Below are 17,898 nucleotides of genomic sequence, written 5' to 3'. Positions count from 1 at the left end.
CTCAGCCTCCCATCCGCGCTTCGAGCCGTTCGATCACCTGCGCGGGCACCTTGGGTTCCGAGATCTGCGCCAAGAGCCGCTGTTTGGCCTCCGCCGGCATGCCGCTGTTGCCTTCGATGAAGGCGACCAGCCGCGCGCGGCGTTCGGCGCTGAGTTCCAGCATCGCCGCCTCAGAGGTCACATCGGGCCCGCTTGGGCCGCCCGCCGACGCCTCGGCGCTCAGGGGCCGAACCTTGATCCCCGCACCCAGAAGCGGCGTGCGCTCGGACACCACCAACCGCCCGTCCAGCGCCGCAGCGCGCACGATCACCTCGTCGCCCTGCCGCCGCAGCAGTTCCACCGGCAGCGCCTCCAGCCGCTGTTCGGCGTCGAGCACCAGCACATCGCCATCGGCCCCGAGCGCGGTCGCAGGCAGGCGCACCACCTGCTCGAGCGCTGGCTCGGCGATCTTCACGGTGACGAAATCCCCGGGCTTGAAGCCGCGCGGGGTCTCCAGCGAGGCAAAGAGCAGGCGCCCGGTCTGCCCCTCGCCGACCGCCGCCCCCTCGCGGGTGAGCGTCCCGGCGCTGCTGACCGAGGCGCCGTAGAAATCCAGCGTCACCGTGACCGGCAGTTCGCGCGGGCGGTCGGACGCGTTGAGCAGTTGCAGATACTGTTGGGTCGAGACGCGGAAGGCCACCTCCAGCGCCTGCGGGTCCACCAGCGTCGCCAGCTGTTCATTGGCCGAGACCCGGCGCCCAGCCACCACCGAGACATCCTCGAGCTGGGCATCGAACTCGGCGCGGATTTCCGTCTCGTCGAGCCGCCGCTGCGCCTCGTCAAGCGCGATACGCGCGCGCGCCAGCGCGGTGGTGCTCTGGTCCACCCGCGCCTCGGCCTGCGCCAGCGCCTGCCTGCGGGTCACCACCGCCTGCCGCGCCGAGGAGGCGGAAAGCTCCGCCTCTTCCACCAGCGCCGATGTGCCCACGCCGCGCGATTGCAGATCGGCCTGCCGCTGGTAGGCGCGCTGGCGCAGCTCAGCCTGTTCCTCGGCGGCCGCAAGCGCATCCTTTTCCAGCTCGACCGCGCGGATCGCCTCGCGGCGCTCGGCCTCGGCATCCTCCAGCGCGCTTTGCGTCCGTTCCAGTTCCGCCTGCATGTCCGCCGGGTCGATCCGCGCCAGCAGTGTGCCCGCCGCGACGCGCCCACCCTCGACAAACTCAGGCGCCAGTTCCATCAGCGTGCCGCCCACCGCGGTCCGAAGCTCCAGCATGCGGCGGCTCTGGATCTCGCCAAAGGCAGTCATCTCTGGCGAAACACTGCCTTCCCGCGCTTCCACCACGTTCACCGCAAAAACCCGTTCGCGCGCCTGCGGAATGCGCGGCGTATCGCTGAGCCGCGCCTGCACGGCATCGCGCACCAGCAGCCCGGCCCAGACCAGCAGGCCCAGCGTCAGCGAAAGGAGAAAGAGCCCGGTCAGGCTCCGCCGAAGAAACCGCATATGAACGTCCCGCGAAATCGAGGGGCATCGCCCCCCTGTCTGGCTGATATCACCTTATGCCCGAGCCCAAGCACAAGGAAAGCCATGACAAGGATACGCGGGCGCGCGTCATTTCCGCCGCTTATGCTCGTCGAGGCGCGGAAAAATCTCAACAAAGTTGCAGGGACGGTGCCGATAATCGAGCTGCCAGCGCAGGATCTCGTCCCATGCGTCCTTGCACGCCCCAGTGCTGCCGGGCAGCGCGAAGAGATACGTGCCCCCCGCAACCCCGCCCGTGGCTCGCGACTGCACCGCAGAGGTGCCGATTTTCTGCATGGAAACAAGAGTGAAGACCGTCCCAAAGGCTTCGATCTCTTTCTCGTAGACGTCGCGGTGCGCCTCGACGGTGACATCCCTGCCCGTGAGCCCGGTGCCCCCGGTCGACAGGATCACATCCACCTCGGGATCGGCGATCCAGACCCGCAGCTGATCGGCGATGCCCTCGCGGTCATCCTTCACGATTGCGCGATCTGCCAGCTTATGCCCCGCCTCGGTCAGGCGCACGACCAGCGTGTCGCCGGAGCGGTCCTCGGCAAGACTGCGGGTGTCGCTCACCGTCAGCACCGCAATGCGCACTGGAATGAACTCTCGGGTTTCGTCGATGCGGCTCATGCGGCCTCCGGTATCTAAAGATCAGGGACAGGGCTGCGCCAGCGGCAGGCGCGGCACCGAAAAGATGCGCTCAAAGCGGCGGGCGGCGCCATCCGTGGCGAGGCTGCGGGCGAAACGCACCCAATCGGCCTCGGGCGTCGGACAGACCCCCGGCTGCGCCTGCCGAGCGGCGGCAAGCTCGGTCATCAGCGCCGCGCGGCGCGCCTCTTCGGGCAGCGGCGGATAGGTGTTCCGACCGGCGAACGCGGCGGCCCTCATCAGCAGTGTCGCCAGCCGGTCGCGCTCGGCGGCACTCAGAAGCTCGGGGCAAAGCTGCACGGCGGCGGTGATCTCGACAAGCCGCTGCAAGGCGCAGCCCGCGCGGCCATAACCGCTTTGATCTTCGGCCCGGACGACCGCGCCGCTGCGCCGGGTGAGGATCACCGGCCCCGGCAATTCGAGCACCTGGGTGCCCGGCGATGGCGTCGCGATCTCGGCGGCGTGCTTCTCGAAAAGCGCATCAAGTTCTGGTGCAAAGCCGCGCTCGGCGCGCAGCGGCCCCGCGAGCCCGCACCAGAGCATCCCGCAGAGAACCCCGGCCAAGACGCGCCCCCGCCACGCCGCCGGGCGCATCACCCCAGCGCCTTGAGCTTGGCCTGAAGCTCCAGCAGATCGGCCCATGCGTGGCGCTTCATGCCCGGCTGGCGCAGCAGGTAGGCAGGGTGGAACATCGGCATCACGGGACGGCCCGCCGCTTCGGTCCATTTGCCACGCAACCGGGTGATGCCGCGCTTGCCAAGCAGCGCGTCGCAGGAGATGTTTCCCATGATCACAAGAAGATCGGGATCAACCAGCTCGATGTGCCGGGTCAGGAAGGGCGTCATCATGGCGATCTCATCGGGCCGCGGATCACGGTTCTGCGGCGGACGCCAGGGCAGAACATTGGTGATGTAGACCGACTCGGCGCGGCTCAGCCCGATGGCGCCGAGCATCCGGTCCAGCAACTGCCCGGCGCGCCCGACGAAGGGCTTGCCCTGCCGGTCTTCCTCGCGTCCCGGCGCTTCGCCGATGATCATCACCCGCGCCTCGGGCACCCCATCGCAAAAGACGAGGTTGCGCGCACCGCGTTTGAGCTCGCAATGCTCGAAACCCGCCATGGCCTCGCGCAGCCCCTCGAGACTGCCCGCGCCCCGCGCCGCCTCGCGCGCGAGATCCACCGGATCAGGCCCCTCGGGCTCGGCCATTGGCGTCGCCGCGGCACCGGGTTTTGGCTCGGGCCCTGCCGCAGGCGCGCCGCGCGCCGCCTGCTCCGCCGCCTCATGCGCAAAGCGGTCCACCGGCGTCTCGCCGATCGCCTCGTCGATGCCCAGTTCGACCTGCCAGTCGAGCGCAGCGCGGGCCCAGTGCCAATCCATCCCCGAATCCATGATGCGACCCTAGCCGAGCCCGCGGGCAGAGCAAATCTCCCCTGACTTCATTGTTCTCAAAATACGCATGGCGTTACCTCTGGCCGAAGCGGCACCTTGCGTATTTGCGGAACAATGAAGGACCGGGCCATCGTCCCGGACGTCACGAGCGGGGCTTCTTGCGGGCACGGATCAGCGTGCTGTGGCTGATGATCTCATAGCCGAGGCGTTCGACCAATTCGCGGCGCAGGCGCTCGATCTCGGCGCATTCGATCTCGATCACCTCGCCAGTGTCCACATCCACAAGGTGGTCATGCTCTGCCGCCGGGGTCAGCTCGAACCGCGCGGGCTCGTCTTCGAAGCTCAGCTTGCGGATCAGCCCGGCCTCTTCCAGTGCTGACAGCGTTCGGTAGACCGTGGCGAAGGAGACCGAGCCGTCGATCACCTTGGTGCGCGCGAAAAGCTCGTCGGCATTGGGATGATCCTCGGCCTGCATCAGCACCGACAGCACGATCATACGCTGCTGCGTGACGCGCAGCCCCGCATCGCGCAGGGCCTGTGCAAAATCCGGTGCGACCGATGACATGGGCAAACTCCTGTTCAGGGCGGTTTTCTATCCCCTGCCCCGGGACGTGGCAACAGCGTGGAGGCGTGCCCCCTGAAGGTAATGCAAATGAGAACGACTCGCATTACCCATTGACTAATGCGAATGCCTCGCATTTACATTCACACGACAGAGCCAAAGGAGTTCCCATGCCGTCCCGTCTTGCGCTGATCCTCGGCACCGCCGCCTGTACCCTTGCCAGCGCAGGGGGCGCGGCGGCAGAGAAGATGAAGGTGGTCACCACATTCACCGTGCTTGCCGACATGGCGGCACAGGTCGCCGGAGACGCCGCCGATGTGGTCTCGATCACCAAGCCCGGCGCCGAGATCCATGGCTATGCCCCCACCCCGCGCGACATCGTGCGGGCGCAGGGTGCCGATCTGATCCTGTGGAACGGGCTGAATCTGGAGCTGTGGTTCGAACAGTTTCTGTCGAACCTGCGGGACGTGCCCTCTGTTACGCTGACGACAGGCATCGACCCGATCCCCATCGCCGCCGGCGCCTATGAGGGCAAACCCAATCCGCATGCGTGGATGGGGCTGGAGAACGCGCAGATCTACATCGACAATATCGCCAAAGCCTTTGCCGCGCAGGACCCTGAGAACGCGGCGGTCTATGAGGCCAACGCCGAGGCCTATAAGGCCAAGCTGCGCGCCACGCTCGAGCCGCTGCGCGATGCGGTGGCGCAGATCCCCGAGGCGCAGCGCTGGCTGGTCACCTGCGAAGGCGCCTTCAGCTATCTGGCGCGGGATTTCGGCATGAAGGAGCTTTATCTCTGGCCGATGAACGCCGACCAGATGGGCACGCCGCAGCAGGTGCGCGCGGTGATCGACGGGGTAAGGGATAACGATATCCCCACGGTGTTCTGCGAAAGCACCGTCAGCACCCGCCCCGCCGAGCAGGTGGCGCGGGAAACCGGCGCAAGCTATGGCGGCGTGCTTTACGTCGACAGCCTCTCCGAGCCCGGCGGACCGGTGCCGAGCTATCTCGACCTGCTGCGGGTCACTTCGGAGACCATCGCAGACGGGTTGGCGCAGGGTCTGTCGCGATGAGCCGCGCCGAAGGCATCGCGGTCACGGGCGTCACCGTCACCTATCGCAACGGCCACACCGCGCTGCGCGGCGCCAGTTTCGAGGTGCCTCGCGGCACGATCACCGCGCTGGTCGGCGTCAACGGGGCCGGCAAGTCGACGCTGTTCAAGGCGATCATGGGCTTCCTGCCGGTGGCAAAGGGCGAGATCAGCCTGCTCGGCCAGACGGTGAAACAGGCGCTGAAGAGCAACCTCGTCGCCTACGTGCCGCAGTCCGAAGAGGTGGATTGGTCCTTTCCGGTGCTGGTCGAGGACGTGGTGATGATGGGCCGCTACGGCCATATGGGGTTCTTGCGCCGCCCGTCGGCGGCGGATCACGCGGCGGTCGAAGCGGCGCTCTCGCGGGTCAATATGACCGCCTACCGTCACCGCCAGATCGGCGAACTGTCGGGCGGGCAGAAAAAGCGCGTTTTCCTCGCCCGTGCGCTGGCCCAGGAGGGTCAGGTGATCCTGCTCGACGAGCCCTTCACCGGCGTCGACGTGAAGACCGAGGAACAGATCATCGCGCTGCTGCGCGAACTGAAGGCGGAGGGCCGGGTGATGCTGGTCTCGACGCACAACCTTGGCACGGTGCCAGAGTTCTGCGACCGCACGGTTCTGGTCAAGGGCACGGTGCTCGCCTATGGCCCGACCGAGACCACCTTCACCCGCGCCGCGCTGGAAGAGGCCTTTGGCGGGGTGCTGCGGCATTTCACCATCGAAGGCGCCGATCTCCACGACGACGAAGACCCGCGCCGTGTCTCGATCCTCACCGACGACGAACGGCCGCTGGTGCGCTATGGCGGCGAGACGCGCCGGGCCAAACGGGAGGCGCAGGAATGAGCCTGCTGGAGCCGTTCACCTACGGCTATATGACCAACGCCATGTGGGTCTCGGCGCTTGTGGGGGCGGTCTGCGCCTTTCTTTCGAGCTACCTGATGCTCAAGGGCTGGTCGCTGATCGGCGACGCGCTCTCGCACTCTGTGGTTCCGGGCGTGGCGGGCGCCTACATGCTCGGCCTGCCCTTCGCGCTTGGAGCGTTCCTGTCGGGCGGGCTGGCAGCGGCGGCGATGCTGCTGCTGTCGGACCGTTCGGGGCTGAAGAGCGACGTGGTGATCGGGCTGATCTTCACCTCGTTCTTCGGGCTTGGCCTGTTCATGGCCTCGGTGAACCCGATGGCCGTGTCGATCCAGACCATCACCATGGGCAATATCCTTGCCATCACGCCGCAGGACACAGCGCAACTGGCGATCATTGGCGTGGTCTCGCTGGCGGTGCTGCTGGCCAAGTGGAAAGACCTGATGGTGGTGTTCTTCGACGAGAGCCACGCACGCTCGATCGGGCTGCGGCCGGGGCTGCTGAAGGCGCTGTTCTTCATGCTGCTGTCGGCCTGCGTGGTGGCGGCGATGCAGACCGTCGGAGCGTTTCTGGTGGTGGCCATGGTGGTGACCCCGGGGGCCACCGCCTATCTGCTCTGCGACCGCTTTCCGCGGCTGATCCTCACCTCGGTGGCGATCGGCACGCTGACCAGCTTTGCCGGCGCCTACCTCAGCTACTTCCTTGACGGGGCCACCGGCGGGATCATCGTGCTGCTGCAGACGGCGATTTTCCTGCTGGCCTTCACCTTCGCGCCAAAGCACGGACGGCTGGCGGCGCGGCGCAAGGCGCGCGCGGCGCTGGAGGAGGCGGCATGATCGAGAGCCTGACCCTGCCGTTTCAATTCCCCTTCATGCAGAACGCCTTTGCGATCTGCGCCATCGTGGCGCTGCCGACCGCGCTGCTGTCGTGCTTTCTGGTGCTCAAGGGCTGGGCGCTGATGGGCGACGCGGTGAGCCATGCGATCCTGCCCGGTGTGGTGCTGGCCTATGTGCTGAACCTGCCGCTGATCCTCGGGGCCTTTGCCGCAGGCATGGTGACGGCGCTGGCCACCGGGTTTCTTGCGGGCAACAGCCGGGTGAAGCAGGACACGGTGATGGGCGTGGTCTTCTCGGGCATGTTCGCGCTGGGGATCGTGCTTTACACGCAGGTCCACACCAATGTGCATCTCGACCATATCCTCTTTGGCAACATGCTGGGCGTGGGGGCCGAGGACCTCTGGACCGCCGGGCTGATCTCGCTGGGCGTGAGTGCCGCGCTGCTGCTGAAGTGGAAGGACCTGCTGCTTTTCGCCTTCGACCCGGCACAGGCGCGGGCGAGCGGGCTGCGGGTCGGGCTGCTGCACTATGGGCTGCTGACGCTGATCTCGCTGACCATCGTGGCGACGCTGACCGCGACCGGGCTGATCCTCGCCGTCGGTCTGCTGATCGCACCGGGTGCCATCGGCTTTCTGCTGGCGCGCAGCTTTGGGCGGATGATGCTGGTGGCGAGCCTTGCCAACCTTTGTGCGATGCTGGCGGGCACCTATCTCAGCTTTCACCTCGACAGCGCGCCTGCGCCGACGATCATCCTGATCCTGTCGGGGATGTTCCTTCTGGCATTGGCCCGGCGCATCGCACTGACACGCCGGGCGTCGGCACAGGGTTAGGGCGCGGGAAAGGCGATCTGCACCTTCATCGCGCGGGTCTTGTCGGCGGCAAGCTCGAACGCCTCCTGCGCCTGCGCCACCGGCAGCACGCCAGTGAGCAGCGGTTTGACGTCGAGCCGCCCGCTGTCGATCAGCCGCGCCGCCGTGGCAAACTCGGGATCGAACCGGAAGCTGCCCATCAGGCGCAGTTCCTTGGAGACGATCACGGTCATCGGCAGCGGCGTCTCGGGGCCAAGGCCCACGGTCACCAGCGTTCCACGCGGGCGCAGGATCGCGCAGGCCGCGCCCACCGCAACCGGCGCACCGGAGCATTCAAACACCACATCGACCTGCCCTTTGCCCGCCTGTAGAGGGCTCAGCGCGCCCTCATGCTCGGCGATGTTCAGCGCCCGGTCCGCGCCCATGGTGCGGGCGGCCTCCAGCGCGGCGGCGGAAATGTCGGTGGCGATGATCTCTTCGGCCCCGGCCAGTTTCGCCGCGGCGATGGTCAGGCAGCCGATGGGACCGCAGCCCGAAACCGCCACCCGCTTGCCAATCAGGCTGCCCGCCTGCCGCACCGCATGCAGGCAGACCGCCAGCGGCTCTGACATGGCGGTGAGCGCCAGATCGGCGCCATGCGACAGCAGCACCGCCTGCCGCGCAGGCAGGGTCAACTGCGCGCGAAAGAACCCCTGCACATGCGGCATCCGCATGGCCGACCCGGCAAAGCGCATGTCGAGGCAGTGGTTGGCCATGCCGCGCAGGCAGTATTCGCAGTCGCCACAGGGCCGCGACGGGTTGATCGCCACCTTGTCGCCTTCCGACAGGCCGCTGACCCCCGCGCCGACATCGGTGATGATCCCCGAGACCTCATGCCCCAGTGCCATGGGCTCGCGGATGCGGATCGTGCCGAAGCCGCCATGCAGGTAATAGTGCAGGTCCGAGCCGCAGATGCCGCCATGGCTCACCGCGATGCGCACCTCACCGGGACCGGGCGCAGGAGCCGCAGAGATGGTGTCGAGCCGCAGATCCTTCGGCGCGTGGATGACGACGGCGTCCATCAGCGCCCCCCTCCGCGCTGCGTCACGAAATGGGCGGTGGGCGTCTTGGCATCGGTCATGATCAATGGGGTCTCCTCACTGGCGCGGGTGCGCCGTTCCTCGGCTCCAGCTAGACAGGCGGCGCGCGAGGTTTCAAGGCGAAACGCGGGAACCCGCAAGACGCAACAAGGGGGCGCCTTTCGCCGCCCCCTCGCAGGTCAGTTGCGGATGCCGTCCCGCGCTCAGGCGGGCTCGGCCACCCCTTCGGGCACCGCCGCGCCGGTCATATAGGCCACCGCGTCGGACATGCTGTGCTCTTTGGGATTGATCACGCAGAGCCGCTTGCCCAGCCGGTGCACATGCACCCGGTCCGCCACCTCGAAGACATGCGGCATATTGTGCGAAATCAGGATGATCGGAATGCCCCGCGACCGCACCTCTTGGATGAGGTCGAGCACCCGCCGACTTTCCTTAACCCCAAGCGCTGCGGTGGGCTCGTCGAGGATCACCACGCGCGAGCCGAAGGCCGCTGCACGCGCCACCGCCACACCCTGCCGCTGGCCGCCCGACAGGGTCTCGACCGGCTGGTTGATGTTCTGGATCGTCATCAGGCCCAGTTCCGCCAGCTTCTGGCGCGAAAATTCCTCCATCTTGCGCTTGTCGAGTTTCCGGAAGACCGAGCCCATCACTCCCGGCATCCGCAACTCGCGGCCCATGAACATATTGTCGGCGATCGACAGCGCCGGAGACATGGCGAGGGTCTGATAGACGGTCTCGATCCCCTCGGCGCGGGCATCGTTGGGTGAGGCGAAGCTGACCGGCTGGCCTTCGAGGAAGATCTCTCCGGCGTTGGGCTGGATGGCCCCCGAAAGGGCCTTGATCAGCGTCGATTTGCCGGCACCATTGTCGCCGATGACGGCGAGGATTTCCCCTGGCATCAGGTCGAAATCACAATGGTCCAGAGCGGTTACCTTGCCGTAGCGCTTAACAAGGCCACGGCCTTCGAGAACGGGTTTCTGGCTCATGCCGTCACCTTTCTGATCCATTGGTCCACGGTCACGGCGGCGATGATCAGCACACCGATGAGAAGATAGGTCCACTGCGGGTCGGCCCCGCCCATGCGCAGGCCCAGTTCGAACACGCCGACGATCAGCGCCCCGAAGAAAGCCCCGAGGATCGAGCCGCGCCCACCGAAGAGCGAGATGCCCCCGATCACCACGGCGGTGATCGCCTGAATATTGCCGATGACGCCGGTGGTGGCGGAAGGAGACACAGACCCGAAGCGCCCGATCATCACCCAGCCTGCAAGCCCGCAGATGAAGCCGACCAGCATGTAGACCGACATGATCGTGCGGTGCCAGTCGACGCCCGCCAATTGCGCCGCTTCGGGATCGTCGCCCACGGCATAGACATGACGGCCCCAAGCGGTGGCGCGCAGCACATAGGCCAGCACCAGAACGAGACCGAGCATCAGCACCACGCCCAGCGTGAAGACCGCGCCGCCGACGCTGAACTTCGTGCCGAGGAACTGCAGGAAGGGGGCCTGCGCCTCGATGTCCTGCGCGCGGATCGTCTCGTTGGCGGAATAGAGGTAGTTCACCGCCAGCACGATTTGCCACATGCCAAGCGTGACGATGAACGGCGGCAGTTTGACCTTGCTGACCAGCCAGCCGTTGATCGCCCCGATGGCGGTGCCGCAGGCAAGGCCGATGGGCACGGCGAGCACCGCAGGCACGCCGTAGCGGAAGGTCACCTGCCCCATGATCACCGAGCAGAGCACCGCCACCGCCCCGACCGAGAGGTCAATGCCCGCAGTCAGGATGATCAGCGCCTGCGCCGCGGCCAGCACGCCGACGATCTGCACCTGTTGCAGGATCAGCGTCAGCGCGAAGGGCGAGAAGAATTTCGAGCCGAGCACCAGCCCGAACACCACGCAGGCTCCGATCAGCACGATCAGCGGCACGATGGCCGGGGTCGTGTGCAGAAGCTCGTGAAAGCGCCCCCAGAGGCCCTTTCCGCTGTCCTCGAACTCGGCGAACTTTTCGTCGCTCCGGGTTCGGACCACGTCTTCGTATCTGTCCGCTTCGGCCATGTCGCGCCCTCCTCTCGCGTTTGCGCGCCTCAGGCCCCTCACCGGCCAATGCGCGCACGGGTTGCGGTTGGTTGTCTGCGGCCCGCGCGGTTGTCGCGCGGGCCGCAAACGTCAGGGATCAGCCCCAGCAGAGGTCCGTGCCCTCTTCGACTGAGATCGACTCGACGCCCTCGACGGGCTGATCGGTCACCAGCGCCACGCCGGTATCGAAGAAGTTCTTACCCTCGGTCGCCTCGGGCTTGGTGCCGTCCTTGGCGTAGGCGGCAATCGCCTCCATGCCCTTCGACGCCATCAGCAGCGGGTATTGCTGCGAGGTGGCTCCGATGACGCCCTCAGCGATGTTCTTCACCCCCGGGCAGCCGCCATCGACCGAGACGATGAGCACGTCGCCCTCGCGTCCGATTGCCTTCAGCGCCTCATAGGCACCGGCAGCGGCGGGCTCGTTGATCGTATAGACGACGTTGATCATCGGGTCGGTGGCAAGAAGGTTCTCCATCGCCTTGCGGCCCCCCTCTTCGTTGCCCTGCGTCACGTCGTGACCGACGATGCGGCTGTCATCCTCATCGCCCCATTTGTTCTCGTCCTTGGTGTCGATGCCAAAGCCCTTCATGAAGCCCTGATCGCGCAGCACGCCGACGGTGGGCTGGCTGACGTCGAGATCGAGGAAAGCCACACGCGCATCGGCGGCAGCATCGCCAAGCTTGGCGGCGGCCCATTGCCCGATCAGTTCACCGGCCAGATAGTTGTCGGTGGCGAAGGTCATATCGGCGGCGTCTATGGGGTCGAGCGGCGTGTCGAGCGCGATCACCAGAATGCCCGCGTCGCGCGCCTGCTGGATCGACGGCACGATGGCCGAGGTGCTGGACGCGGTGATCAGAATGCCGTCGACGCCATTGGCGATGCAGGTCTCGACCGCTGCCACCTGAGTCTCATTGTCGCCGTCGACCTTGCCCGCATAGGAGTTGAGCGTCATGCCCAGTTCCTCGGCCTTCGCGGCGGCACCCTCGCGCATCTTCACGAAGAACGGGTTGGTGTCGGTCTTGGTGATCAGGCAGGCGCTGCCGCCCTCCTGTGCAAAGGCACCGGCGGTGGATGCGAGCAGCGCGAACGCGCTGACGGAAATCAGCTTCTTCATGGGGTCTCCTCCTCCCTCTGGGTCGTGTGGCGGCACGTTGGCCGCCGTGAAACTCTCCGTCCTCCAACGGATTGCCCATGTTGATACCGTCGATTCTGACTTTGCGTCAATAAATAATTAAAATTGATTTATTAACCAGAGCGGGTAGTCTGGGGCCCAAGAGAAAGAGACCCGGAGGAGAGCGGGCCATGGACATCTGCGAGATCCGCAAGCTCAGCGACGGCGCCAATCAGATCGGCGTGCGGGCTCATAACGAGCGGCTGATCCTGTCGCTGATCCAACGCTATGGCGCCCTGCCGGGCAGCGACATCGCCAAACACACCGGGCTGTCGGCGCAGACCGTGTCGAACATCCTGCGCAAGCTCGAGGCCGAGGAATTCCTGCTGCGCGGCGAACCAAAGCGCGGGCGGGTCGGCAAGCCGTCGGTGCCGATGACGCTCAACCCCGATGCGGCTTTGTCGTTTGGCCTGAAGATCGGGCGCCGCTCCGCCGATCTGGTGGTGATGAACCTGCTCGGCGACGTGCTCGGCCAGTCGCAGACCACCTACCGTTACCCCATGCCCGCCGAGATCTTCGCCTATCTCGCCTCTGGCATGGACGAGCTGTCGCACGGGCTGAGCGCCTACCAGCGCGAGCGCCTCTGCGGCATCGGCATCGCCGCGCCCTCGGAGATCTGGAGCTGGACCGAGGTGCTTGGCGCGCCGGTGGATTTCAGCGTCTGGGCGGAAATCAACGTGCAGGAAGAGATCGCCAAGACCTCGGAGCTGCCGCTCTTCACCGAAAACGACGGCACCGCCGCCTGCCGCGCCGAGCATGTCTTTGGCCGCGGGCGCGAGTTCGGCGACTACGCGTATTTCTTTATCGGGTCTTTCATCGGCGGCGGCGTGGTGCTGAATTCCAGCGTCACCGTCGGCGCGCATAACAACGCGGGTGCTTTCGGATCGCTGCGCGTGCCTGCGCCCGAGGGAGGGGAACTGCCGCTGATCGACGCCGCCTCGCTCTATCTTCTGGAGGCGGCGATCGTCGCCGACGGGCTTGATGCCACGGCGCTTTGGACGCAGCCGCAGGACTGGCGCGCCTTCGAGGCGCAGATCGGCCCTTGGGTGGACCGCACCGGCGATGCGCTGGCGCATGCGATCCGCTCGATCGGCTCGGTGATGGACTTCGAAGTGGCGCTGATCGACGGAGCCATGCCCGCTGACGTGCGCGACCGGGTGGTGACGCGCACCCGCGACGCGCTCGAGAGGCTCGACACTCGCGGCATGCTGCCCCCCCGCCCCGAAGCGGCACAGGTTGGCGCCAACGCGCGCGCCCTCGGCGCAGGCTGCACGCCGATCTACGCGCAGTACTTCTTTCAGTAGCATTTTTCCCAAAAGCGCGGACGTTCCGCCGCCGCTTTCAGACGACAAACCGCACAGCTGTGCAGGACATGGGCGGGACGGGCGCGAACTGTCGCAGAGGTGTCACGAAACCATCACGTGGCTGTTATCCGCGTCATGTCTGAAGCGCCCGACACCCTCAACCGTGCAATGGGCTCTGCCCCCCGAACTTCGGAGCGTCACAGTCGTGAAAACGATCTTCACCACCACCTCTCTCGCCATGATCCTCGCCGCTGGTACCGCCAGCGCTCAGGACATCTCGCAGGCCAATGACGCCTGGTTCACCGCCGGTCAGGACGCCATTCAGGCGATCATCAACCGCGAAGTGAACACCGGCCGTGCCAAGAACGTCATCCTGCTGGTTGCCGACGGCAACGGCGTGGGCACCAACTACGCCACCCGCCTCTATGCCGGTCAGCAAGAAGGCAAACTCGGCGAAGAGCACGTGCTGCCCTATGAGACGCCCGACTTCCACAGCGCGCTGGTGAAGACCTACAACATCAACGCCCAGACCCCGGACTCGGCCCCCACCGCGGGCGCGATGAACACCGGCGTCAAGCAGCGCTTCAACCTGATCAACCTCGGCGGCGACGCGATCCACGACGATTGCGCGACCGTGGCAGGCAACGAGCTGACCACCTTCGCCGAGATCGTCACCGGCATGGACAAATCGGTTGGCGTGATCTCCACCGCGCGCCTCACCCACGCCACCCCGGCGGGCGTCTACGCCAAGACCGCCAACCGCAACTGGGAAGGCGAAGTGCCCGAGGGCTGCACCGCGCAGAAAGACATCGCGGCCCAGCTGATCGACCAGATGGACGCGGGTGTCGTCGATCTCGCCATGGGCGGCGGTCGTCGCTATTTCGCCGGTGAAGATGTGACCCTCGACGAGGGCGGCAACGGCCGCCGTCCCGATGGCGTCAACCTGATCGAGCAGGCCACCGGCAAGGGCACGCAATACGCCTGGAACACCGAGACCTTCAGCGGCCTCAACCTCGACGGCGAGACCCCGATCCTCGCGCTGTTCAACGACAGCCACATGGAATACGAAGCCGACCGCGCCGACGATGACGAGCCCTCGCTGGCCGACATGACCAAGGCGGCGATCGAGTATCTGTCGAAGAACGACAACGGCTACTACCTCGAGATCGAAGCGGGCCGCGTCGACCACGCCAACCACGCCGGCAACGCCAAGCGCACGATGATCGACGGCATGGCCTTCGCCGACGCCGTGGCCATGGCCGACGAGCTGACCGATGACGCCGACACGCTGATCATCGTCACCGCCGACCACGAGCACTCGATTGCCTTCAACGGCTACTGCGGCCGCGGCACCCCGATCGAGGGTCTGTGCTACGACGTCGCCAAGACCGGCGAGATGCACTCGGACGAGCTGGTGCTGGCCGATGATGGCAAGCCCTACACCGTGGTGGGCTACCTCAACGGTGCCGGCTCGGTGCTGACCAAGGGCGAAGGCGAGAACGACTACTCCGGCTCGCGCCCCGATGTAACCCAAGAAGAGGCGACCGACATCGACTACGTGCAGCAGGCGCTGATCCCCAAGTCGTCGGAAAGCCACTCGGGTGAAGACGTCGCCGTCTACGCCAAGGGCCCCTGGTCGCATCTCTTCGACGGCACCATCGAGCAGAACGTGATCTTCCACGTGATGAACCACGCCGTCGCCGCCGAGTGACCCTGATCTGATATGCTGGGCGGGGGCGGCACTGACCGCCCCCGCTGCCGTTCCGACCGATAGGTACCCCAATGCTGACCCGCCGCAGGCTCATCGCCTCCGCCCTCGCCACACCCTTCATTGCCACCGCTGCCGCCGCCGAAGACCCGCTGAAAGTGCGCGAGCTCTATCAGGCCAAGGGCCGCGGCCTCTCGGACCTCGCCAAGACCAGCGCCGGAAAGCGCCTGACGGTCGAAGGGTTCATGGCGCCGCCGCTGAAGGCCGAGAGCCGGTTTTTCGTGCTCACCAAGATGCCCATGGCGGTCTGCCCCTTCTGCGAGACCGAGGCCGAATGGCCCAATGACATCGTCGCGGTCTACACCAAGCGCATCGTCGATGTGACGCCCTTCAATGTGAAAATCGTCACCAGCGGCGTGCTGGAGCTCGGGGCTTACAAAGACCCAGAGACCGGGTTCCTCAGCATGATGCGCCTCACCGACGCCAGCTACGGCTGATCCGCCATGTCCCTCCCACTCGAGATTTCCGGGCTGACCGTGCGCAGCCCCCGCGATCGTGTTCTGCTGGACGTGCCCAGCCTCTCCGCCCCGGCGGGCGCGCTGATCGGCATCCGCGGTGCCTCTGGCGCTGGCAAATCCACGCTGCTTTACGCCATCGCCGGGCTGCTCGAGCGCGCCACCGGCTCCGTGCGCTGGGGCGAGAGCGACCTGCTTGCGCAGAGCCCCGAGCGCCGCGCGCGCTTCCGCGCCGGAAACATCGGCATAATCTTTCAGGACTTTCTGCTGTTCGAGGAGCTTGGCGCTCTGGACAACGCCGCGCTCACCGCCCTCTTCCGCCCGCGCGCCGAGCGTGCCGCCCTGCGCCAGCGCGCCGCCCAGCGCCTCGCCGCGCTCGGGCTTTCCGACACCGATCGGCGTGTGACCAGCTTCTCGGGTGGTGAGCGGCAGCGCGTCGCCATCGCCCGCGCCATGGCCGCCGAAGCGCCGGTGCTGCTGGCCGACGAGCCGACCGCGAGCCTCGACCGCCCCAACGCCGATCGGCTGATCGACGATCTGGTTGGGCTGGTACGAACGCAGGGCACCACGCTGATCGCCGTCAGTCACGATGCCGCGCTGCTGGCGCGGATGGACCGGGTGCTGACCATCGCCGACGGACGCCTCGCACAGGACGAGGTGGCGGCATGAGGATGCTCTGGGACAGCCTGCCGGTGCTGGCGCAGGACATCGGCCTGCTGATCGTTCTGCTGCTGCCTGCCTTGCTCACCGGCCTTTTGGTGCTGCGCGGCTACGCACCTTGGCCGCTGCTGCGCGGGTTCCTCAGCCGGTTCCGGACCAGCGCCGCGCTTTTCGTTCTGCTGATCGCCATTTCAGTTGGCATGGGCGTCGGGCTGCTCGCGCAGGAGCGCGGGCTGCGCCACGGCACCGCGCAGGCCGCCGACAAGTTCGACCTCATCGTCGCGGCGCCGGGCAGCGAGCTTACCGCACTTTTCGCCTCGGTGTTCCTGCAGCCTTCGGATATGGCGCTGATCTCGGGCGCCACCTATGCCGAGATCGAGACCCACGAGCATGTGGCCATCGCCGCGCCGCTGGCCTTTGGCGACAGCTATGGCACCGCCCCCGTGGTGGGCACCACCGCCGAGTTTCTGCGCCACCTGAGCGATGATCGTATCGAGGGCAGTCTCTGGCAGGATCACGACGAGGCAGTGATTGGCGCGCTGGTGCCGCTGCAGATCGGCGCGCAGTTCACCCCGGCGCATGGGGTTGGCGACGCCGCCGATGCCGAGGCGCATGGCGATGAGCACGGTCATGGCGACGGCATCACCGTCACCGGGCGCATGGCTCCCACGGGCACGCCATGGGACCGGGCGATCCTCATCCCGGTCGAATACGTCTGGGAAATCCACGGTCTCGCGAATGGACACGCGCCGGATCGCGACACCCAGATCGGCCCGCCCTTCGATCCCGAGTATTTCCCCGGCACGCCTGCGGTGGTGATCCGCTCCGACGAGCTTTGGGCCAATTATGCCCTACGCTCGGAGTTCACCCGCGATGGCGAGACCATGGCCTTCTTTCCCGGCGCGGTGCTGTCCGGCCTCTACCGGGTAATGGGCGACGTGCGGCAGGCGATGTCGCTCATGGCGCTGGTCACACAGGTTCTGGTCGCAGCCTCGGTCCTGCTGGGCCTCTTCATCCTCACCCGCCTCTTCCGCCGCCAGATTGCCTTGCTGCGCGCGCTGGGTGCACCGCGCCGCTTTGTCTTTGCCACAGTCTGGGCGTTCAGCGCGGCGCTGCTGCTCAGCGGTGCGGTGCTGGGGCTCGGGGTCGGCTGGGGCGCGGCTGAGCTTTTATCGCGCGTGGTCACCGCCCGTACCGATATCGCCATCTCTGCCCCGCTAGGATGGGGCGAGCTGCATTTCCTTGCAGGCTTCGTGTCGGTGACCATGCTGCTGTCGCTGCTGCCCGCCGCAATGGTGCTGCGACAGCCGGTTGTGGACGGGCTGCGCAGCTGAGCTGATCCTCCCCAGAGGCGCGACACCTCGCCGCCCCCTTCGCGCCCTCTGACCGTTTGTGATTGTTGCGCGGCGGCGATCTAGCCGCTATTCGGTGCCTGCTTCGGTTCCGGGCGGCCTGCCGCTCGGTGAATAGGGAATGCGGTGCGGGCCTTGGCCCAACTCCGCAACTGCCCCCGCAACTGTAGGCGGAGAGCGATGCCGGACCATGTCACTGCTCCCTTCGGGGGCGGGAAGACCCGGCGAAGCTGTGACCCGCGAGTCAGGAGACCTGCCGAAGCCGATCACCCAGTCCCGGCGCGGGGAGCGCTGCGGGCGACGGACCTTCCGTAGAGGTGGCATGACGCTAACCGTCTGCGGA

18 protein-coding genes and 1 riboswitch are annotated in these 17,898 nt (G+C 66.7%); of the genes, 9 read left to right on the top strand and 9 right to left on the bottom strand.

Annotated features, from left to right (window positions below):
- Nucleotide 1 precedes the first annotated feature (1 nt).
- From G0A00_RS13795 to G0A00_RS13775, 5 genes are all read right to left on the bottom strand, one after another.
- Nucleotides 2–1,480 (bottom strand): efflux RND transporter periplasmic adaptor subunit, encoded by a 1,479-nt coding sequence (locus tag G0A00_RS13795; RefSeq protein ID WP_164184830.1) that lies wholly within the window; start codon nucleotides 1,478–1,480, stop codon nucleotides 2–4.
- A 108-nt stretch (nucleotides 1,481–1,588) separates the two neighbouring features.
- Complete coding sequence (moaB, locus tag G0A00_RS13790; protein WP_164184829.1) at nucleotides 1,589–2,131, bottom strand: molybdenum cofactor biosynthesis protein B; 543 nt, start codon at nucleotides 2,129–2,131, stop codon at nucleotides 1,589–1,591.
- A 21-nt stretch (nucleotides 2,132–2,152) separates the two neighbouring features.
- Nucleotides 2,153–2,713, bottom strand: a complete 561-nt coding sequence (locus G0A00_RS13785) for a hypothetical protein (RefSeq protein ID WP_164184828.1) — start codon at nucleotides 2,711–2,713, stop codon at nucleotides 2,153–2,155.
- A 29-nt stretch (nucleotides 2,714–2,742) separates the two neighbouring features.
- Nucleotides 2,743–3,537 (bottom strand): uracil-DNA glycosylase family protein, encoded by a 795-nt coding sequence (locus tag G0A00_RS13780; RefSeq protein WP_164184827.1) that lies wholly within the window; start codon nucleotides 3,535–3,537, stop codon nucleotides 2,743–2,745.
- 142 nt (nucleotides 3,538–3,679) lie between these two features.
- A complete protein-coding gene (locus G0A00_RS13775) occupies nucleotides 3,680–4,102 on the bottom strand; it encodes a Fur family transcriptional regulator (RefSeq protein ID WP_164184826.1) in 423 nt (140 codons plus the stop codon).
- 167 nt (nucleotides 4,103–4,269) lie between these two features.
- Between G0A00_RS13775 and G0A00_RS13770 the strand changes: the two genes are divergently transcribed.
- From G0A00_RS13770 to G0A00_RS13755, 4 genes are read left to right on the top strand one after another with little or no spacing between them, the layout of a single operon-like run.
- Nucleotides 4,270–5,172 (top strand): metal ABC transporter substrate-binding protein, encoded by a 903-nt coding sequence (locus G0A00_RS13770; RefSeq protein ID WP_164184825.1) that lies wholly within the window; start codon nucleotides 4,270–4,272, stop codon nucleotides 5,170–5,172.
- Nucleotides 5,169–6,032: a manganese/iron ABC transporter ATP-binding protein gene (locus G0A00_RS13765; protein ID WP_164184824.1), complete on the top strand. Its 864-nt coding sequence runs from the start codon at nucleotides 5,169–5,171 to the stop codon at nucleotides 6,030–6,032. Before G0A00_RS13770 ends, G0A00_RS13765 begins: the two co-directional genes overlap by 4 nt.
- The gene (locus G0A00_RS13760; protein ID WP_066107343.1) at nucleotides 6,029–6,883 is read left to right on the top strand and encodes a metal ABC transporter permease; all 855 of its coding nucleotides are present in this window, start codon (nucleotides 6,029–6,031) and stop codon (nucleotides 6,881–6,883) included. Before G0A00_RS13765 ends, G0A00_RS13760 begins: the two co-directional genes overlap by 4 nt.
- A complete protein-coding gene (locus tag G0A00_RS13755; protein ID WP_164184823.1) occupies nucleotides 6,880–7,713 on the top strand; it encodes a metal ABC transporter permease in 834 nt (277 codons plus the stop codon). Before G0A00_RS13760 ends, G0A00_RS13755 begins: the two co-directional genes overlap by 4 nt.
- Here G0A00_RS13755 and G0A00_RS13750 read toward each other — a convergent pair.
- The 4 genes from G0A00_RS13750 to G0A00_RS13735 form a co-directional block, all read right to left on the bottom strand.
- Nucleotides 7,710–8,753: an L-idonate 5-dehydrogenase gene (locus G0A00_RS13750; RefSeq protein WP_164184822.1), complete on the bottom strand. Its 1,044-nt coding sequence runs from the start codon at nucleotides 8,751–8,753 to the stop codon at nucleotides 7,710–7,712. The two genes, G0A00_RS13755 and G0A00_RS13750, sit on opposite strands and share 4 nt — an antisense overlap.
- Before the next feature lie 221 nt (nucleotides 8,754–8,974).
- Complete coding sequence (locus G0A00_RS13745; RefSeq protein WP_164184821.1) at nucleotides 8,975–9,757, bottom strand: ATP-binding cassette domain-containing protein; 783 nt, start codon at nucleotides 9,755–9,757, stop codon at nucleotides 8,975–8,977.
- Nucleotides 9,754–10,824: an ABC transporter permease gene (locus tag G0A00_RS13740; protein WP_164184820.1), complete on the bottom strand. Its 1,071-nt coding sequence runs from the start codon at nucleotides 10,822–10,824 to the stop codon at nucleotides 9,754–9,756. Before G0A00_RS13740 ends, G0A00_RS13745 begins: the two co-directional genes overlap by 4 nt.
- Before the next feature lie 118 nt (nucleotides 10,825–10,942).
- Nucleotides 10,943–11,959, bottom strand: coding sequence for a sugar ABC transporter substrate-binding protein (locus G0A00_RS13735; RefSeq protein WP_164184819.1), 1,017 nt, complete (start codon nucleotides 11,957–11,959; stop codon nucleotides 10,943–10,945).
- A 188-nt stretch (nucleotides 11,960–12,147) separates the two neighbouring features.
- On the opposite strand from G0A00_RS13735, the gene G0A00_RS13730 reads away from it, so the two are divergent.
- The 5 genes from G0A00_RS13730 to G0A00_RS13710 all read left to right on the top strand — a co-directional run bounded on the left by G0A00_RS13730 (nucleotide 12,148) and on the right by G0A00_RS13710 (nucleotide 17,537).
- Nucleotides 12,148–13,320 carry an ROK family transcriptional regulator gene (locus tag G0A00_RS13730; RefSeq protein WP_164184818.1) on the top strand — a complete coding sequence of 391 codons (1,173 nt, stop codon included), beginning with the start codon at nucleotides 12,148–12,150 and terminating at the stop codon, nucleotides 13,318–13,320.
- 238 nt (nucleotides 13,321–13,558) lie between these two features.
- Nucleotides 13,559–15,031, top strand: coding sequence for an alkaline phosphatase (locus G0A00_RS13725; protein WP_203595380.1), 1,473 nt, complete (start codon nucleotides 13,559–13,561; stop codon nucleotides 15,029–15,031).
- A gap of 71 nt (nucleotides 15,032–15,102) precedes the next feature.
- The gene (locus tag G0A00_RS13720) at nucleotides 15,103–15,525 is read left to right on the top strand and encodes a hypothetical protein (protein WP_164184816.1); all 423 of its coding nucleotides are present in this window, start codon (nucleotides 15,103–15,105) and stop codon (nucleotides 15,523–15,525) included.
- A gap of 6 nt (nucleotides 15,526–15,531) precedes the next feature.
- Nucleotides 15,532–16,212 (top strand): ABC transporter ATP-binding protein, encoded by a 681-nt coding sequence (locus G0A00_RS13715; protein ID WP_164184815.1) that lies wholly within the window; start codon nucleotides 15,532–15,534, stop codon nucleotides 16,210–16,212.
- A complete protein-coding gene (locus tag G0A00_RS13710) occupies nucleotides 16,209–17,537 on the top strand; it encodes an ABC transporter permease (RefSeq protein ID WP_164184814.1) in 1,329 nt (442 codons plus the stop codon). The genes G0A00_RS13715 and G0A00_RS13710 overlap by 4 nt, the downstream gene beginning before the upstream one ends.
- A gap of 87 nt (nucleotides 17,538–17,624) precedes the next feature.
- Nucleotides 17,625–17,831: riboswitch (cobalamin riboswitch) on the top strand.
- Nucleotides 17,832–17,898 lie beyond the last annotated feature (67 nt).

This window comes from Salipiger sp. PrR002 (assembly GCF_010500775.1).
Lineage (GTDB): Bacteria > Pseudomonadota > Alphaproteobacteria > Rhodobacterales > Rhodobacteraceae > Salipiger.
The sequence above is the reverse complement of the archived record's forward strand: the minus strand, read 5'-3'. Positions and strand labels throughout refer to the sequence as shown.

Bases quoted from the DNA above. Each gene is read 5' to 3' on its own strand.
- G0A00_RS13795 (WP_164184830.1), bottom strand. From the start codon at position 1,480: ATGCGGTTTCTTCGGCGGAGCCTGACCGGGCTCTTTCTCCTTTCGCTG.
- moaB (WP_164184829.1), bottom strand. From the start codon at position 2,131: ATGAGCCGCATCGACGAAACCCGAGAGTTCATTCCAGTGCGCATTGCG.
- G0A00_RS13780 (WP_164184827.1), bottom strand. From the start codon at position 3,537: ATGGATTCGGGGATGGATTGGCACTGGGCCCGCGCTGCGCTCGACTGG.
- G0A00_RS13775 (WP_164184826.1), bottom strand. From the start codon at position 4,102: ATGTCATCGGTCGCACCGGATTTTGCACAGGCCCTGCGCGATGCGGGG.
- G0A00_RS13770 (WP_164184825.1), top strand. From the start codon at position 4,270: ATGCCGTCCCGTCTTGCGCTGATCCTCGGCACCGCCGCCTGTACCCTT.
- G0A00_RS13765 (WP_164184824.1), top strand. From the start codon at position 5,169: ATGAGCCGCGCCGAAGGCATCGCGGTCACGGGCGTCACCGTCACCTAT.
- G0A00_RS13760 (WP_066107343.1), top strand. From the start codon at position 6,029: ATGAGCCTGCTGGAGCCGTTCACCTACGGCTATATGACCAACGCCATG.
- G0A00_RS13755 (WP_164184823.1), top strand. From the start codon at position 6,880: ATGATCGAGAGCCTGACCCTGCCGTTTCAATTCCCCTTCATGCAGAAC.
- G0A00_RS13750 (WP_164184822.1), bottom strand. From the start codon at position 8,753: ATGGACGCCGTCGTCATCCACGCGCCGAAGGATCTGCGGCTCGACACC.
- G0A00_RS13745 (WP_164184821.1), bottom strand. From the start codon at position 9,757: ATGAGCCAGAAACCCGTTCTCGAAGGCCGTGGCCTTGTTAAGCGCTAC.
- G0A00_RS13740 (WP_164184820.1), bottom strand. From the start codon at position 10,824: ATGGCCGAAGCGGACAGATACGAAGACGTGGTCCGAACCCGGAGCGAC.
- G0A00_RS13735 (WP_164184819.1), bottom strand. From the start codon at position 11,959: ATGAAGAAGCTGATTTCCGTCAGCGCGTTCGCGCTGCTCGCATCCACC.
- G0A00_RS13730 (WP_164184818.1), top strand. From the start codon at position 12,148: ATGGACATCTGCGAGATCCGCAAGCTCAGCGACGGCGCCAATCAGATC.
- G0A00_RS13725 (WP_203595380.1), top strand. From the start codon at position 13,559: ATGATCCTCGCCGCTGGTACCGCCAGCGCTCAGGACATCTCGCAGGCC.
- G0A00_RS13720 (WP_164184816.1), top strand. From the start codon at position 15,103: ATGCTGACCCGCCGCAGGCTCATCGCCTCCGCCCTCGCCACACCCTTC.
- G0A00_RS13715 (WP_164184815.1), top strand. From the start codon at position 15,532: ATGTCCCTCCCACTCGAGATTTCCGGGCTGACCGTGCGCAGCCCCCGC.
- G0A00_RS13710 (WP_164184814.1), top strand. From the start codon at position 16,209: ATGAGGATGCTCTGGGACAGCCTGCCGGTGCTGGCGCAGGACATCGGC.